Source organism: Streptomyces sp. NPDC037273 (genome assembly GCF_055603625.1).
The window spans coordinates 517,437-533,259 of the sequence record NZ_JBVJVO010000002.1 but is presented as its reverse complement, the minus strand read 5'-3'; the positions used below and the strand labels follow the sequence as shown (position 1 = coordinate 533,259).

At 66.5% G+C, this 15,823-nt stretch carries 15 protein-coding genes; 9 read left to right on the top strand and 6 right to left on the bottom strand.

The features are described from left to right. Positions 1-114: 114 nt before the first annotated feature. The gene (locus ACZ7G1_RS07610; protein ID WP_470873744.1) at positions 115-615 is read left to right on the top strand and encodes a DM13 domain-containing protein; all 501 of its coding nucleotides are present in this window, start codon (positions 115-117) and stop codon (positions 613-615) included. Positions 616-1,167: 552 nt separating this feature from the next. Here ACZ7G1_RS07610 and ACZ7G1_RS07605 read toward each other — a convergent pair. From ACZ7G1_RS07605 to ACZ7G1_RS07595, 3 genes are read right to left on the bottom strand one after another with little or no spacing between them, the layout of a single operon-like run. Next, positions 1,168-2,205 carry a 3-oxoacyl-ACP synthase III family protein gene (locus ACZ7G1_RS07605; RefSeq protein ID WP_470873745.1) on the bottom strand — a complete coding sequence of 346 codons (1,038 nt, stop codon included), beginning with the start codon at positions 2,203-2,205 and terminating at the stop codon, positions 1,168-1,170. Between the two features lie 55 nt (positions 2,206-2,260). After that, on the bottom strand, positions 2,261-2,929 hold the full coding sequence (locus ACZ7G1_RS07600; protein ID WP_470873747.1) for an HAD family hydrolase: 669 nt from the start codon (positions 2,927-2,929) through the stop codon (positions 2,261-2,263). A gap of 38 nt (positions 2,930-2,967) precedes the next feature. Continuing rightward, complete coding sequence (locus ACZ7G1_RS07595; RefSeq protein ID WP_470873748.1) at positions 2,968-4,059, bottom strand: ScbA/BarX family gamma-butyrolactone biosynthesis protein; 1,092 nt, start codon at positions 4,057-4,059, stop codon at positions 2,968-2,970. A gap of 276 nt (positions 4,060-4,335) precedes the next feature. Here ACZ7G1_RS07595 and ACZ7G1_RS07590 point away from each other — a divergent pair, with 276 nt between their 5' ends. The 6 genes from ACZ7G1_RS07590 (at position 4,336) to ACZ7G1_RS07565 (ending at position 9,376) form a co-directional block, all read left to right on the top strand. Next, positions 4,336-4,956, top strand: coding sequence for a hypothetical protein (locus ACZ7G1_RS07590; RefSeq protein ID WP_470873750.1), 621 nt, complete (start codon positions 4,336-4,338; stop codon positions 4,954-4,956). A gap of 33 nt (positions 4,957-4,989) precedes the next feature. Continuing rightward, a complete protein-coding gene (locus ACZ7G1_RS07585) occupies positions 4,990-6,246 on the top strand; it encodes an MFS transporter (protein WP_470873752.1) in 1,257 nt (418 codons plus the stop codon). Between the two features lie 4 nt (positions 6,247-6,250). After that, on the top strand, positions 6,251-7,108 hold the full coding sequence (locus tag ACZ7G1_RS07580) for a hypothetical protein (RefSeq protein WP_470873754.1): 858 nt from the start codon (positions 6,251-6,253) through the stop codon (positions 7,106-7,108). A 24-nt stretch (positions 7,109-7,132) separates the two neighbouring features. After that, positions 7,133-8,110 carry a DMT family transporter gene (locus ACZ7G1_RS07575; protein WP_470873755.1) on the top strand — a complete coding sequence of 326 codons (978 nt, stop codon included), beginning with the start codon at positions 7,133-7,135 and terminating at the stop codon, positions 8,108-8,110. A 12-nt stretch (positions 8,111-8,122) separates the two neighbouring features. Then, positions 8,123-8,692: a DoxX family membrane protein gene (locus tag ACZ7G1_RS07570; RefSeq protein ID WP_470873756.1), complete on the top strand. Its 570-nt coding sequence runs from the start codon at positions 8,123-8,125 to the stop codon at positions 8,690-8,692. Between the two features lie 138 nt (positions 8,693-8,830). Continuing rightward, positions 8,831-9,376 (top strand): carboxymuconolactone decarboxylase family protein, encoded by a 546-nt coding sequence (locus tag ACZ7G1_RS07565; RefSeq protein WP_470873757.1) that lies wholly within the window; start codon positions 8,831-8,833, stop codon positions 9,374-9,376. 56 nt (positions 9,377-9,432) lie between these two features. Here the strand turns inward: ACZ7G1_RS07565 and ACZ7G1_RS07560 are convergent, their stop codons facing one another. Next, a complete protein-coding gene (locus ACZ7G1_RS07560) occupies positions 9,433-10,440 on the bottom strand; it encodes an SMP-30/gluconolactonase/LRE family protein (protein ID WP_470873758.1) in 1,008 nt (335 codons plus the stop codon). A 132-nt stretch (positions 10,441-10,572) separates the two neighbouring features. Between ACZ7G1_RS07560 and ACZ7G1_RS07555 the strand changes: the two genes are divergently transcribed. Together ACZ7G1_RS07555 and ACZ7G1_RS07550 are read left to right on the top strand one after the other, a co-directional pair. Beyond that, the gene (locus ACZ7G1_RS07555; RefSeq protein WP_470873919.1) at positions 10,573-11,763 is read left to right on the top strand and encodes an IS701 family transposase; all 1,191 of its coding nucleotides are present in this window, start codon (positions 10,573-10,575) and stop codon (positions 11,761-11,763) included. Positions 11,764-12,145: 382 nt separating this feature from the next. Continuing rightward, positions 12,146-13,660 carry a vanadium-dependent haloperoxidase gene (locus ACZ7G1_RS07550; protein WP_470873759.1) on the top strand — a complete coding sequence of 505 codons (1,515 nt, stop codon included), beginning with the start codon at positions 12,146-12,148 and terminating at the stop codon, positions 13,658-13,660. Between the two features lie 204 nt (positions 13,661-13,864). On the opposite strand, the gene ACZ7G1_RS07545 is transcribed toward ACZ7G1_RS07550, so the two are convergent. Together ACZ7G1_RS07545 and ACZ7G1_RS07540 are read right to left on the bottom strand one after the other, a co-directional pair. Continuing rightward, the gene (locus ACZ7G1_RS07545) at positions 13,865-14,329 is read right to left on the bottom strand and encodes a MarR family winged helix-turn-helix transcriptional regulator (RefSeq protein WP_470873761.1); all 465 of its coding nucleotides are present in this window, start codon (positions 14,327-14,329) and stop codon (positions 13,865-13,867) included. Between the two features lie 441 nt (positions 14,330-14,770). Then, positions 14,771-15,754, bottom strand: coding sequence for an aldo/keto reductase (locus tag ACZ7G1_RS07540; RefSeq protein WP_470873763.1), 984 nt, complete (start codon positions 15,752-15,754; stop codon positions 14,771-14,773). Positions 15,755-15,823: the final 69 nt, after the last annotated feature.

Below are 15,823 nucleotides of genomic sequence, written 5' to 3'. Positions count from 1 at the left end.
ACTTCGAACGCCTTGAATGGCGGGCGACGGTGACGGCAGACATGGAAGAGGACGATCGTGGGCCGAGTTGCGAGGAAGAAGCGGTGGGGCGCGGTAGTCGTCGCAGGTCTCGTGATGGCGATGACCGGGCTGCTGTGGTTCAAGCCCTGGGCGCTGTGGGTGGATGAGACGGTGAACGAGGCGCTTCCCTCCGCGCATGCCCCCTCGCAGGCGCGGACGACGGAGGCCCCGTCCGCGTCGGCGACGCCCGCATTGCCCGGCCCGATCGCGGTCGCGCGGGGCAGTTTCATCAGCCACGAACACGCCACCACGGGTGTGGTGAAGGTCGTCCGGCTCGCGGACGGCACCCACACGCTCCGTATTGAGGGTCTGGACACCAGCAACGGCCCCGACCTGCGTGTATGGCTGAGTGATGCCCCTGTGAATCACGGCAAGGCGGGCTGGGATGTCTTCGACGACGGGAAGTACGTCAACCTTGCCAAGCTGAAGGGCAACAAGGGAGACCAGAACTACCCCCTGCCCGCGCATGTCGACTGGTCGAAGTACCCGAGCGTCAGCATCTGGTGCGACCGGTTCGACGTCTCCTTCGGAGCTGCGGCCCTCGCTCGCACCTGACACCGGCGTGGCCATCCAGATCTTTGGCTGCCCGGTCGGTCCTCTGACTATCGAGCCTGCCGGGCCCGCCCAGCCTACGCAGCCCAGGGCCGATGCCGTCTTCGATCTGATCTGCAGGTCGGTCCGGGCACAGTTTGAGCAGGTGGGCCTGGCCGCTTAGGCCGAACTGCGGAAGCACCCCCCGAGGGGTGCTTCCGCGTATGGCGCTCGCCTCTCATCGGAGTGGTGAGACGCGCCTTTCGGGCGTCCCGCAGGTGCGTGGGGCAGCTGCGAGGCCGTTTGTCAGGCAGCGGAGCCGGGCGGTTCGGGAGCGGAGTCCGCTGGGGCGACGGGCCCGACGCCCCAGCGCGCGTAGTCGCGCAGCAGGGAGGCTCTCGCCTCGGAGACGAAGGAGCTCTCGCCGGCGCCGACAGCCCAGGCTGCGACCGGTTCGCCCGGGAAGTGTCGCCCTTCCAGTGGCACGGGTCGGAGACGGGTGGCGTTGGAGTCGCCCGAGGTGTCGTTCTCGTTTTGCACTGTCCCTCCAGGGGTCCGTGAGATGGGGCGTCGGCTTCAGCCCGTCAGCACCAGGCTTTTGGAGCGGGAAGGCGCGGCGTGTGCGGTGGCTCCCCAGCGCATGAGGACCGAGCCGACGTTCATGCCGCCACCGAAGCCGCTGAGGAGCACCACGTCGTCCTCGGCGAGGAGGCCCTGCCGGTGGACGAGGTCGAGGGTGATCGGAACTGACCCGGACCCTGTGTTGCCGTAGCGCTTCAGGGCCAAGTGGAGCTCCGCGTTGCCGAGACCCAGAGTCGGCCAAACCTCGCTGAGCATCACGCCGTTGGCCTGGTGCGGAACGAAGTGGTCGACCTCGTCAGCCGCCACACCTGCCTTGGCGAGCAGCTGATGCAGCGCCGCGGGGAGGTTCTCGTGCACGAAGCCACGCACCCCGCGACCGTCCATGCGGAAGAAGTGCTGTCCGGCCTCCACGGTTTCAGCGGTCGGAGGAATGCGGCTGCCGCCAGCCGGGACGCTGATCAGGCGGTGCTGTTCGCCTCGGGTGATCAGACCCGTCTCGAGGACTCCCTGACGATCAGCGGCCGGTCCGAGGATCACCGCTCCTGCACCGTCGCCGAAGAGGATGCACGTCTTGCGGTCGGTGTAGTCGAGGATGCGCGAGTAGATGTCGACGCCGATGACCAGACCGTACTCGCCAGCCGGCCGGCCGCTGAGCATGCGCTCTGCGACGGTGAGCGCGTAGACGAACCCGCTGCACACGGCGTTGACGTCGAAGGCCGCGGCGTTCGTCGCGCCGATCAGGCCCTGGACGATGCTGGCCGTGGCGGGCTGCGGGTGATCGGGGGTCGAGGTGGCCAGCACGATGTACGACAGCTGCTGGGGGTGCAGCCCGGCCTGAGCGAGGGCGTTGCGTGCCGCGTGCGCCGCGAGGTCTGATGTCGCCTCGTGGTCGGCCGCCTTGCGTCGTTCATGGATGCCGGTCTTGCTCACGATCCAGTCCGCGGTGACGCCGGCGTTGCCGGCGATCTCCTCGTTGGTGACTACGGTGGTGGGCACGTAGGAGCCGGTGCTCACGATTCCGATGGGGCTCACGATTCCTCCTCTTTGGGTGACGCCGTTCGTGAGTGGACGCCATGGGGGCGGTGAACTACTGGACTCCGGCCTGCGCGAGCCGTCGCCATCCATAACGTTGCGCGTGGTCGGTGAGGACGGTGTCGTCGCCGACCACGACCGGCCGTCCGACGGCGCGCAGCATCTCCAGGTCGCTGACGTGGTCCCCGTAGGCAGACGAGGTGGCGAGGTCGACCCCGGCCACCGCTCCGGCTGCGCGGACGACCCGGCCCTTGGCCGCCCCGATCATGGGGGTGAGGACATCGCCCGTGAACGTCCCCCGGTGGATCAGAGGGCGAGTGCCGTACGCCCGTTCCGCTCCCAGCCAGGCGCTTATGGGGTCCAGGCAGGCGAAGAACGAACCGGAGATGAGGATGACGCGTTCGCCGGCCTCCTGGTGGCGGTGCAGTTCGTCCACGGTGCCGGGCAGGAAGAGTTCCTGCTCCAGCTCGTGCTCGAACCAGATGAGGCCGGCCGCCCTGACGTACCGGACATCTTCGCCCTCGTAGAAGCGGTAGTAGGCCCTGTTGATCGACTCGCGCGGCATGCCGAGCTTGGCGGCGGACCGCAGTTCTCCGTTCAGACGCTGGTACGTGCTGTCCGGCTCGCCCCGCAGCTTCAGGTAGAACTCGAGGAACCGGAACATGCTCTTGACCCTGATCAGGGTCTCGTCCACATCGAAGAATGCGGCGGTGTGCTGCTTCATGAAGTCCTCGCTTCTGTCAGGTCCGAGATCGTCGGCACTTAACGGCCCTGCAGACGGCCGAGGGAGAGGCTGAACTTGCTGATCGGGTCACCGCCCTGCAGGGCGGTGAGGTTGACGACGATCTGCTCGGCCAGTTCCCGTGAGGCGAGCGCATCCGCCTGCAGCGCGCCCCCCTGGGTGTAGTAGACCTCGGTGTTGTCGGCGCGACGGCTCTCGATGAAGGCACTCATGGTCGTCTTCTCGTCGAGCTCGCCGAAGCGGGTGAAGACCACGCTGAGGTCGGTCATGAGGGTCCGGGCCGCAGATATCCCGCAGAAGTCCAGGGCGGTGTACAGAGCGAGCTGACGCGCCGCCTCGGCGAGAACCATGCCCGGTATGTGGTCCTGGGGGTGGTCGAACATGCTCGGGTGGCCGCCCGGGACGTGGAGCGTGGCCGTCGCCATCGAGTCCGTGGTGTCCGCGTCGAGCAGGACGACGTTCTCGGGCGTGTTGCGGCCGACGAGGGTGGGGTCGACCAGGCTGCCCGTGATCTGCCCCAGCGGCGATGCCGAGGAGGGCAGGGCGCGTCCGTTCCGATTGCTGGTACGCAGCTTGGTGTAGCTCTCGGGGCTCTTGAACCGGAGCCCGACGGAAGCCTGCCCGATCATGACGCCGCCGACCGACATGCGGACCTCGTAGTCGAGGCCGGTGGTGCGCCCGTCGCGGATCTTGACGTTGCCGGTACGGATGTCCATGCGGACCGCGAAGGGGGAGTCGCCGACCGTGGTGAGCTCCGGGTGGGCGAGATGGATCCGCAGGTGGGTGAGGATGAACTTGTGGCTGCGCGGCACGTCGAAGAACGCGTGGGCCCCGGCCAGCGCCGCCTGACGAGCCGCCTCCAGGAGGAGGATCGGGTCGTACGTGTTCGGGCGCAGCATGTGGTCGCCGTAGTAGGCGTGTGAGCGCGGGAGCTGGGCGGCGGCGAGGTAGCTGCCGGGGCTGTCGCCCTCGAGCAGGTCGGTCACGAAGACCTCGCCGAGGCTGTCGCGGTGGACCAGCTGTCGGTCGATGGTGCGCTCGAAGGACAGCGCCTTGAGCTGCTGGCTTTCGGTGTTGCCCGGGCGGATCTGATCGATCGAAACAGTCGTCATGGTTGGCCACTCCCGTTGAGGTCCTGCGCTCGATGAGGGTTCGCCGGCGTGCGTGCCGACGGCGTGCTCGATGGAGCAGCGAGTCACGTCAGCCTCTGTATAGATCAGATCTCTTATATCTGTCAAAGGTCATATGGTGCGTGGGTGTTGGGTTGCCATCGCTTGTCGCATGACCTTGAGATGTTTGCTTGTCCTCAGGTCTCTCATGTTGCTATGGTCTCTTCTAAGCATCAGATCTCTTATAGTTCTGCACGTTGCAAACCGAAGGAGCCGGCCATGCCCGCCAACACGCTTGTGGTGACCGAAGTCCTGGTGGAGGAGTCCTCCGTCGACGCCGCCATCGAGGTCTGGCGCAAGCACAACGCCACCCAGGCGGTAGAGGGGCGGTCCCTCTACCGCGGCCTGGAGGACAACTCCTTGCTGGAGCTGCACCCGCTCTCCGGCATCGATGAAGTACCCGCTCTGCAGCCCCACTGGCAGACGCTGTGGACCGAACTGACGCCGATGCTGGCGACCGACTTCCGCCGTCAAGTGCTCGAGTTCGTCGAGGCGCCCAAGTCCACGGACGACCTGGTGCCCGACACCGCCTACATCCAAATGCGGCATGTCGAGGTGAAGCCGCCGGTCTTCGAGGCGTACCGCGAGTGGCGTGACCAGACGATCTTCGAGGTCGTGCGCGGAGCCGACGAGGTCGAGGTCTTTCTCGCCTACCACTCGGTCATGAGCACCGAGCCGGGCGTCATGTTCGTCTCCGGCTTCAACGTCGAGCCCGCTGCCTACACAGCCGTCTTCACCGACGAGCGGTACCAGGAGATCGTCCGCCAGGCCGGCGACCGATACATCACCGGCGGTGAGCGCGGCCTCTACACCAAGGTGTACGTCCGCGTCGACGCCTGAAGCGCCCGCCAACCACCTCCCAAGGAGCAGGACATGCCGGCGCAGAACCGGTCTGAGCACACGCCATCGGTCCGGGCGCCGGCCATCGGGGCCGTATCCACTTGTCTGGTCGTCGCGACGGTCTACATGACCCCACCGATCTTCCTGCCGATCGCGCAGTCCCTGCGCGTGGATCCAGTGGACGCGCGTCTCGCGTTCTTCTATGTGAGCCTCGCCTACTCGCTTTCGTTCTTCGTCTTCGGCCCGCTGTCGGACCGCATCCAGGCGAAGAAGCTGGCAATGTGGGGGACGACCACGCTGGTCGTCCTCTTGGCCGCGGCCTCGCAGGCGGACAGCTTTCCCCTGTTCATCGCGGAGCTCGCCGCCGCCGGGGTGGCGGCAGCCGCCATCCCAGCGGCGACCCTGGCACTGATGCCTCGCATCGCCCCGGCAGGAAAGGCCGGTACGTATTTCGGGGTCGTCATCGCGGCCTCAGTGGCCGGCATCACGGTCGGACGCTCGGCGACCGGCCTAGTGGCGGGGTGGCTGGACTGGCGGTCGGCGATCCTGCTCGTCGCGCTCCTCAACGCTGCCTGCCTGATCCCCTTGGCGCTGCTGCCGCGCACCCAGCTGGCAGGGTCAGGGCGGACCACGGCTGTCCAGTCCTACCGGCAGGCGCTGAGCATGTTCACCCAGGGGCGGGTGGTGCGCCTCCTGGCCGTGGGGGCCCTGTTGTTCTTCGGCTACCTCGGCGCAGTCACCTTCCTCACCTTCCGCCTCGTCGAGCGGCCCTTCGGGCTCGGGGCCTCGGCGATCGGGCTGGTCAGCGGGATCGGGCTCGGAGCCCTCTTCGGCGCACCACTGTCGGGCGCCATGATTCCCCGTCTCGGTGCCAGGAGGGTCGTCCTTACCGCGCTGCCGACCGCCCTGGTGGGTGTCCTTGTGCTCGCGATGGCGCCCAGCACGGCGTTGGTCGCGATCGGGCTCCTTCTGGTCTTCCTTGGGGTTTTCTCCTGCCAGCCGGCCGTGCTGGTCCTGCTCGCCGAGGTCGTGCCCGAGCACAACCGTGGCAGCGCGTCGTCCAGCTACATGCTCATCTGCCTGTGCTCGGGGAGCCTCTCGACGATGGCCCTGGGACCGGTGTGGAGGGGCTTCGGCTGGGCGGGGGTCATCACCGTGGCATGTGCATCGATCACCGCCGCGATCCTCCTCGCACTCGTGGCCACGCGTGGCGCCTCCGCGAAGAAAGACACGGACCGCTCACCCCAGGCGACCACCCAGAGCGGCTCCGTACAGACAAGCAAGAAGTGAGGTCATGATGGGCCAGGTCCGAAACTACGAGCTCAGTCTCACCACACAGGGGCCGACCTACCCGCCGAGCGAGGTGATGGACGAGCACGGGAACTTCATCGTCTTCGGCCGGGTGAACAGGGCAGACGACGAGGGACGGACCGTCTCGGAATGGGGCGCGGCCATCGTGGCGGCGGACAGCTCCACACCTCCGTTCGGTGACAACCATCCCTACACCGTCATCAAGGAACTTCCCCTCGATCCTGCGCAGTTGTCCGAGGCCGATCGGGCTCGAGTCCTGCACACCCTGCCGCTGCCCTTGCCCTGTGCGAACTACCCCATGGTCTTCGCCCCCGAACAGTGCCCCGATGCCGACGAGGTACGACGCCCCAGTTACCCGTTCCACCAGGTGCCCATCCCCGACCTGCGCCCCGAAGACGGGCCGAAGGTCACCAAGCCGATCACGTTGGGACAGTGGGTGCAGGCTCGTGGACAGCTTGAGGTGAGCGTCATCGACGACGATCGAGCCGCCCAGTTCTCCTTCGACTTCGCCGGCCTCATCCCCAACAGCGTGTACACGATCATGTCGCTGCGCGAGCACGACCTGAATCCGTCCCGCATCACCAGGCCTGGGCCTCTGGGAGTGCCCAACGTCTTTGTCACGGACGAGGCCGGCGCATCCACGTACCGAGCCGTGATGCCGAACCCGTTCCCCGCACCCGGGACTCCCGGCGGCAACCGGATCATCAACGTCGTCGTGCTCTTCATGAGCTACCAGCAGAGCTACGGCGGGGCGATCGGCTGGTTCGGGCTCGGTGGAGACATCCACGCCCAACTGAAGCTCCAGGGGCCCGGCTTCCAGGAATTCATCACCGTCCCCTGACTCCCGACCCTGAAAGGAAATGACGTGGCCAGGTCCAAGACAGCTGGAGGCGTCGTCGGCGGCGTCATCAACGGGGTAGCCGGCGGAGGCATGTTCGCGGTGGCCAAATCCGGGTTCGATCACCTGGACCCCTTTCACCTCGTCTCCGCCCGCTTCGCCGTAGCCGCCCTAGTCTTCGTAGCTCTTCTGGCGATGAAGGAAGGGCTCAGCGCTCTCAGCTTCGACGGACGACTCTTGAAGCTCTGGTGGCTCGGCACGATCGGGTTCGCCGGTTTCAACCTGCTCGTCTACGTCGGGCTCCAGACCATTCCGTCCCAGAGTTCGGCCCTCGTCATCGCCACCATGCCCGCACTGACCGTCCTTGCGGTCTGGGTACGCAGCAAGCGGCGACCGCACATGGCCACCCTCGGCTTCGTCGTCATCGCCCTTCTCGGCGTCGCACTCGTCCTCGGCAACGGCAACCCCCTGAGCGTGGTCACCGGCGGCGTCGGCTTCGGCGGACTACTGACCCTGCTCGGCGCGGCGGGGTGGGTGATCTACAGCACCGGAGCGGCGGCGAACTTCCCCCACTGGTCCCCGCTGCGCTACACGACCCTGACCTGTGTGCTCGGCACCATCAGCATCGTGGTGATCACCGCCTTCTCCTCCCTCCTGGGGCTGATCCCCAGTGCTGAGATCAGTGACTACACCGCGTCCTGGTGGCAGATCCTCTACATGGCCATTCCCGCCAGCGTCATCGCGATGCTCGGTTGGTTCACGGCCTTGCGAACCCTCGGTCCCGCCAACGGCGCCCTGTTCGTCAACCTCGTACCCGTCACCGCGTTCATCGTGCAGGCATTCCTCGGTCATGTCCCCACCGGGCCCGAAGTCGCTGGGATCTGCCTGGTCATCGGCGCACTCGTCGCCTCCAACTTCTACAGCCGCTACCGGGCCGCAAAGGACTCCGGTGCCGCCTCACAGTCCCGGACCCCGGACGAGACTCCCGCACTCACAGGGAAATAGGAGGAGAGAGACATGACACGTACCGCTCGACTCCGCGAGCGAATACACCGCACGGTCTCGGCGTTCGCCGGCAGCTACCAGCGCCGCAGTCCGACTGTGTTGAGGATCAGCGTCGGAATCCTCTTCCTCTGGTTCGGCGCCCTCAAGTACTCCGCGGACATGAGCCCCGCCGAGGACATCGCCATCCATGCCATGAGCGTCATGACGTTCGACATGGTTCCCCCAGGTGTGTCCCGGCCGCTTCTCGCGACTATGGAAGTCGCCATCGGACTCGGACTGATCACCGGCGTCCTGCTGCGTCTGGCCCTGGCGGTTTTCTTCGTCCACATGCTCGGTGTCTTCTCCACCCTCGTGATCCTCAGCGACGAGGTCTGGTCGACCGCTCCGCTCGTGCCGACGATGGACGGTCAGTACATCATCAAGAACATCGTTCTCATCGCAGCCTGCCTCGCCGTCGCGACGGCGCAGACTCCGGTCTCCTCACCGGAAGCCGCTCAGGCCGAAGCCGAGCCTGAGGACACCACGGCCGATGAGTCCACCGCCGTCGCTCAGCCGCTGACGGCCGGTTCCGGCGCCCGATAGCGCCCCTGTCCGGGCAGCGTTCGGACTCCCCATACCTCCTCGACGGTGTCCGTCATGCGGTCTGACAGCCGCGCCGGACGCCCGCGGGTGGACCCGTAAATCCAGAACACACATGCAACACGAAAGGTGATCACCATCATGAGCAGGGTTCAGATGATCCAGCCGGCCGACGCCCAGGGCGACTTCAAGGACGCTCTCGACATGGTGCAGAAGGGGATGGGCGCGGTCCCGAACCTGGCCAAGGCGTTCGCCAACTCCCCGGCTGTCCTGAAGGCCTACCTGGCTCTCTCCGGTGCCGTCGGTGCGGGGCTCCCCGCCCCCCTCCGTGAGCGCATCGCGCTGACCACCGCAGAACACAACGGATGCGACTACTGCCTCTCCGCCCACACCTACATCGCGGCCAACGCGGCGAAGCTGCCGGAGGCCGAGATCGCGGCCGCGCGGGAGGCTAAGTCCGAGTCCACCGAGAACCAGGCGGTCCTGACCTTCACCAAGTCGGTTCTGTCCAACCGCGGTCACGTTTCGGACGAGGAGCTCCAGGCCGTCCGCAGCGCCGGCTACGGCGACAAGGAGATCGTGGACATCGTCTTCTCTATCTCGCTCAACATCCTGACGAACTACTTCAACCACGTCGCGGAGCTCGACATCGACTTCCCCATCGTGCACTCCAAGCCGCAGGGCTGAGCCCAGCAGCGAGGGCCCGCGTCTCCTTCAGGAGGCGCGGGCCCTCGGTCTGTCGCTCAGATGCCGCGGACATCGGCCACGGTGAACGGCACGTCAGGAGTGCCCGGACCGATCGGTCCGCCCTTGTCGAACTGCGAGCGGACGACGTACAGCCGCCCGTTCAGGCGCACCAATGTGGTGGGTATCTGCAGGCTGGAGTCGGTGAACAGCTTCTCCACCGTGGCACTCCTTCCGTCCACCGAGAGCTTGAGTCGGCTGAGGGTGTTGTTCGCGTAGTGCGCGATCCACAAGGAACTGCCTTCTATGTGCATGCCGTCGCCGTATCGCAGATTCGGGCCAGTCACGGAGACCTTCTCCACCGCGCCGGAGCGTGTGTCCAAGCGGTAGAGATCCCCGGCGGCGGAGTCGACCGTGAGGACGTACTGGCCTCTCGGGTCGGCTTCGATGCCATTGAGGGTGATGGTTCCGGCCGGCTGGGGCGCGACGGTGTCCGAAAGGTCGTAGGCGACCGCCAGGGTGCCGGCCGCGCCTCCGGCCTCCACCGCCGCGTCGATCTGCTCGGGCGTGACCTTGTGGACCACGGCCCTCGTGGAGTCCGTCAGGTAGCCGGTGCCGTCGGGAGCGATGTCGAGGTCGTTGACCAAAGAGGATTCGGGGGAGGAAGAGACGAAACGTGCGACACGCTCCCGCGTCGCAGTGTCGTACAGGGTGACCCCCGCAGGGTCGATGACCCACAGCCTGCCTCGCTGGTCCACCTTGAGGCCGATCGCCTTCAGCCGGCCGTCCGTTCCCTCCGGCAGGAACACCTCCGCCTTCTTCTGACCGGGGAGCGCCCGGTAGATGGCGCCCGTTCCGAAGGAGCCGACGTAGAGGACTCCCGTGCGCGTGTCGGCTGCGATTCCTTCGGGGTAGACGCGATCGCCGGGAAGCGTGAATGCCTGGGTTACCGGGCGAGCCGTGCCCTCGAGCTCGCCGCCGGCACTGGCGGCGGGGGCCATGTGGAGCGTGCCAGCAATTGCCAAGCCCACTGCGGATGTCGCCTTGAGACTGCGTGTGAAGTGCACGATTGCCTTGCCTTTCGTCTCTGCCTGTCCATCGCGATGTGTACAACCATAAGAAGTCTTACATAGATCTGAACCTTGATATATCTTGTCCCGCGAACGCTCGATGGTGCTGCGGAGGGGGATGTGAAGGGGATGCGTGGGAGACGCACAACAGCCGCGACGGGTGATCCGGTTCAGAGAGACTTCGCCGAAGGCTTCTCCCGGCGAATGCTCGCCTCGCTTCCTCGCAGCGATCAGCGACTGAAGGGCGAGCGGTACATCAAGGGGCTGCTCTCCGTTTCGGGGCGAAAGACGATGCGGTCCATCGCCGCAGCCGCCGGCGGGGGAGCCGCGGAACAGAGTGTGCATCACTTCATCAGCAAGTCGTCATGGGACTGGAGCCAGGTCCGAAGGGCGCTGGCGCGGCACTTGGACCACACGATGACTCCACAGGCGTGGGTGGTGCATCCGCTCGCCATTCCCAAATGGGGTCGCCACAGCGTCGGCGTCCAGCAGTCCTACGTGGCGTCACTGGGCCGGGTCGCCAACAGTCAGCTGGCGTACGGCGTCTGGGCCGCGAGCGAGACGGTCAGCGCCCCGATCAACTGGCAGCTGATGTTGCCGCTCGGATGGGTGGACGACGACGCACGTCGCCGTCGGGCGGAGATACCCGAGGGGTTGGCGACGGCCACCGCGGACCAGACGCTCCTCAACGCTGTGGGCGAGGTGGCGGGCGGGTGGGGCCTGAACCGCCGGCCGGTCGTACTTGACGCTCGCGACGCAGAGGACGTTCCCGCGCTCGTGGACGAGATGTGCGGCTCAGGAGTCGCCTTTGTCATGCGCATCAAGTACTCGGTTCCGCTGACCCCGGCCGAGGCCACGTGTGTGGGCGGGGCCGCAGGTGCGGGGGCGGAAGCCGGAAGCGTTCTCCAGCGTGCCCGGGCTTCGGCTCTGCCGGTCAGATGGATGGAAGGGGAGGCCGTCTCCTCCGGTTGGGTCCCGCGGGCCACCCGCGTTCCCGTCGTCATGCCCAGCGCGGGGCGCGGACCCGCGCGCGCACCGCTGGCCCTCATCGGAGCCTGGCGAGGGGCCGCGACGGGCCCCGACGAGCTATGGCTGTCGAACATCTTTGCCGCGTCCGCGGGTGACATCCTGCGCCTGGGGCGCCTGATCCAGCGGGTAGAAGCGGACACGCGTGCCATAGGCAGTCGTGTTGGCCTTACAGACTTCGAGGGCAGGTGCTACGGCGGCTGGCATCGGCACTTCACCCTGTGCTCGGTGGCACACGCCATCGTCACGCTGTCTCCACCAGCGGACACCGGGGACCGCTTGCTCAGTGCGTGAGTGAAACAGGCAAGGGGGCGGCACCGTAAGGTGCCGCCCCCTTGCCTGTTTCCGTGGCCCTACCGTCCGAGCGCCGGACCTGACAAAGAACAACGTGATCGCTGCGGGTTCCGTCCACGGAATATCGGGATTCGTATAACCATCAGATCCTTGATTGTTTGGCGAAAATGTCCGAATAAGACTGCTGTTAGAGGGATAAGGATGCCTGCGGCGTGGTCGCGGATCGTCCCAATGTCCGGGATTCACAGCCGATTTGGTCACGCTGCGTAGCGTGCAGATGTCGCGGAACCTGCCTATGTTTCTCACACCGAACACGTCAGCGACCGGACGCCGGAGGCTCTCAAGCCCGGCCAGTCGTCGCGAATTCCTCCTGGGAGACACCATGAGTCTTGCCCTGAAGTCGATGCGCCGCGGACGGCGTGCCGGCATCTCCACGGCCGTCGCCGTCGCGCTGCTGGGCACCGCGGGGATCGCCACGGGCGGCGCCGCCTCCGCAGCGACCTCCGCGGACGCCACCTCCGCCGCATCCGAGGTGTCGGAGGCGGCCCAGGGCGGGGACAACCTCGTCATTCAGTGGAACAAGATTGCGTACGACGCCTCCGTCAAGACGGCGGCCAAGACCAATGGCCTGAAGCGTCCGCCGCTCGGAAGCCGCGTCTACGCCACGCTGCACTCCTGCATCTTCGACGCCTGGGCCGCGTACGACTACAAGGCGGTGGGCACCCAGCTGGGCGACGACCTGCGTCAGCCGTACTACAAGCGCACCCTTGCCAACCGCAAGACTGCCATCAACTACGCTGCCTACGACGCCTTGACCTACCTCTTCCCTGACTTCAAGGCCGATTTCGACACCAAGCTCCAGGAGCTCGGCCTCGACCCGGCGAACGTGGCGCGGAACACCACCACCCCGGCCGGCGTGGCGCACACGGCCTGCGACGCCGTCATCGCCGTGCGCAAGGCGGACGGCTCCAACCAGGACAACAACTACGTCGACACCACCGGCTACAAGCCGTTCAATCCGCCCCAGGACCTCAACGCCTTCGACAAGTCCACCGTCGTGGACCCGAATCGCTGGACTCCACTCACGAACAACGGCGTCACCCCCACCTTTGCGACGCCGCAGTGGGGTGACATCACGCCGTTCGCGATCAAGGACGCGACCTCCTTCCTGCCGCCCGCCCCGCCGGTGTACGGCAGCGCCGCCTCGCAGGCCGACATCAAGACCCTGATGGACGTCAACGCCAACCTGACGGACCGCCAGAAGGTCATCGCCGAGTACTGGCTGGAGCGTTCCGAGACCCCCACCGGTCACCAGAACCAGTGGGCGCAGTTCATCTCGCACCGCGACAACAACACCCTCAGCGAGGACGTGAAGATGTTCTTCGCGCTCAACCTCGCGATGGGCGACTCCGGCATCGTCGCCTGGAAGACCAAGGCACACTACGACTACTCCCGGCCGATCACGATGATCCGGTACGACCAGTCGGGCAAGACGGTGCAGGGTTACGGTGGCCCCGGAAAGGGCACGCAGACGATCGACGGTGCGGCTTGGAAGCCGTACGTCACCACCCCGGCCTTCGCCTCGTACGTCTCCGGGCACGCTGTGTGGGGTGCGGCCGCGGCCGAGGCGCTGAAGCTGTGGACCGGCAGCGATTCCTTCGGTGACTCCTTCACCTTCAAGGCCGGTGCGTCCACCTTTGAGCCCGGCCAGACCCCGGCCGCCGACGTCACGCTCAAGTGGAACACCCTGAGCGAGGCCGCTGCCGAGGACGGCATGTCCCGAATCTACGGCGGCGTGCACTGGACCTTCGACAACCTGCAGGGCCAGAACGTCGGCCGCAACGTGGCCAAGGCGACCCATGCCAAGGCGCTGCAGTACATCAACGGCACCGCCTGATCCCAGACTGTGGGGCCCGTCGCGCATCCGCGCGGCGGGCCCCGCTGCCGGGCCCAGCGCGTTCGCGTCGAGTCATCCCCCGCCCAGGCGCCGGCGTAAGGGCCCGGGAACAACAGTGAGGACCTTGCCCATCAGGGCAAGGTCCTCACTGCGTTCTTCGTCGAGGCGTCGGAGCCCGGCCCTGGCCTGCGAGGGCGGGTACGCTCAACGAGCGGCGGACTTGCGGGCCGTCTTGCCGCCCGCCTTGGACAGCGCCGCAGAACACCGTTCCAGCCATGCGATGAGTCCCTCCGCCTCCGAGGACGAGAATTCTTCCGTCAGGAGCAGTTCCACCTCGGTCACAGCGTCGTCGGCCTTCGTGAGCAGACCCTGCCCCGTCCGCGTCAACCTCGCTTCGAGGATGTGGCTGTGCACGGGGTGAGGCTTGCGCTCGACAAGTCCTCGACCCTCCAGTGTCGCCAGCACGGACGACATGGTCTGGGGGGTGACCATGCACCGGCGGGCCAGAACGGCGCCGGACAAGCCGGGCTCCTGGGAAAGCGCCAGTAGCACGCTGTATTGGGGGACATTGAGCTTGAACGGCCGCAAGCAGCTGTGCTTGGCGGCGATGAGTTCCTGCTCCACCCGCTTAAGGTGGTGTCCGAGTCGCTGGTCGATGGGGAGCCGCATGGGGATACCTTAATGTCAGGGGTCTTATCTGTATACGAGGCCGACCGATTGTGGCCTGATCGGAATCCCGCACCCCGCTTCACCGTGAGTTACGGGGTGTAACCGAGGTGCACATGTGGCGGAGCGGTCGCCGCCCGCCACTTCCTGCCGCTGACGGGGTGCGCCTCATGCTCGGTGGGGCGTGAAACTCCTGGTGAGGGGAGGGGGCGACCATCGCCACGTCGAGGGGCTCCAGGGCTTGGTGCCTCAAGCCGAGCCACGTCCAGGCCGCACTTCGAGGACTGGCTCGGCCTGGACTGAATGTTTCCTCGCGGTGACCATTCGGAATAGATCGGCTCCCGTCTGTGGCGGCGCAAAAAGTACCCCTGCAAATCACTCTAAGAGTGGCCTCAAGGGCGGACACCCGAGAGTGCCCGCCCCCGCTTCAGGTCCGTATCCGGACTAGCCATTCGAAAGCTTGAGCGCGCCTTCGCTGTACCGGGGTCCGGACGTCACGCCGAAGGCGAACAGCTCGGACAATTCCGCGACAAGGGCCGCTTCCAACCGGATCTCCGCCGCCGCCGAATTCTCCTCCAGATAGGAGATCCTTTTCGTGCCGGGGATCGGTGCGACGTCCTGCCCCTGATGCAGAAGCCAGGCGAGCGCGAGTTGTACCGGGCTGCCTCCCAGTCGCGCGGAGAGGTCGGAGAGCCGGTGAACCAGCCCGAGGTTCTTGGCCAGGTTGTCGCCCTGGTATCTGGGGTCGTTGTGCCGATAGTCGTCCGCAGGCAGCTCCTGGAGCGACGCGATCGAGCCCGAGAGGAAACCGCGGCCCGCAGGTGACCAGGGCACCACACCGACGCCCAGCTCCCGTGCGGCAGCCAGCACCTCCTGTTCGATGCCGCGCTCCCACAGAGACCACTCGCTCTGCAGGGCGGTCACCGGGTGCACGGCATGGGCGCGCCGCAGGGTCTCCGCACTGACCTCGGACAGCCCGATGTAACGGACCTTCCCCGCCTCGACGAGCTTTGCCATGGCCCCCACCGTGTCCTCGATGGGCACGCTCCTGTCGCGGCGGTGCAGGTAGTACAAGTCGATGTGGTCCGTGTTCAGTCGTCGAAGCGACGCCTCGCATGCCTGCACCGCGTACTCCGGTGTGCCGTTCAGTCCTCCTGGGAATCCCGTCCCGCCGGTCGAGAACCCGAACTTGGTGGCCAGTACGACCTCGCCGCGCCTGTCGGCGATCGCCCGGCCGACGAGCTCCTCGTTGTGCCCTTGTCCGTAGACGTCGGCGGTATCGAGGAAGTTCGTGCCGATGTCCAGGGCCCGGTGGATCGTGGCGATCGACGCGCCCTCGTCAGCGGGTCCGTAGACGTGGGACATCCCCATGCAGCCCAGGCCGACCGCTGACACCTCGAGCTCACCGCCGAGCTTGCGCTTGTGCATCCGTACCTCCAACAGGTGTTCGTTCTCTTAGGGTCGTTCGATGTCTTACAGTAGGTGCAAGGGGGGGCG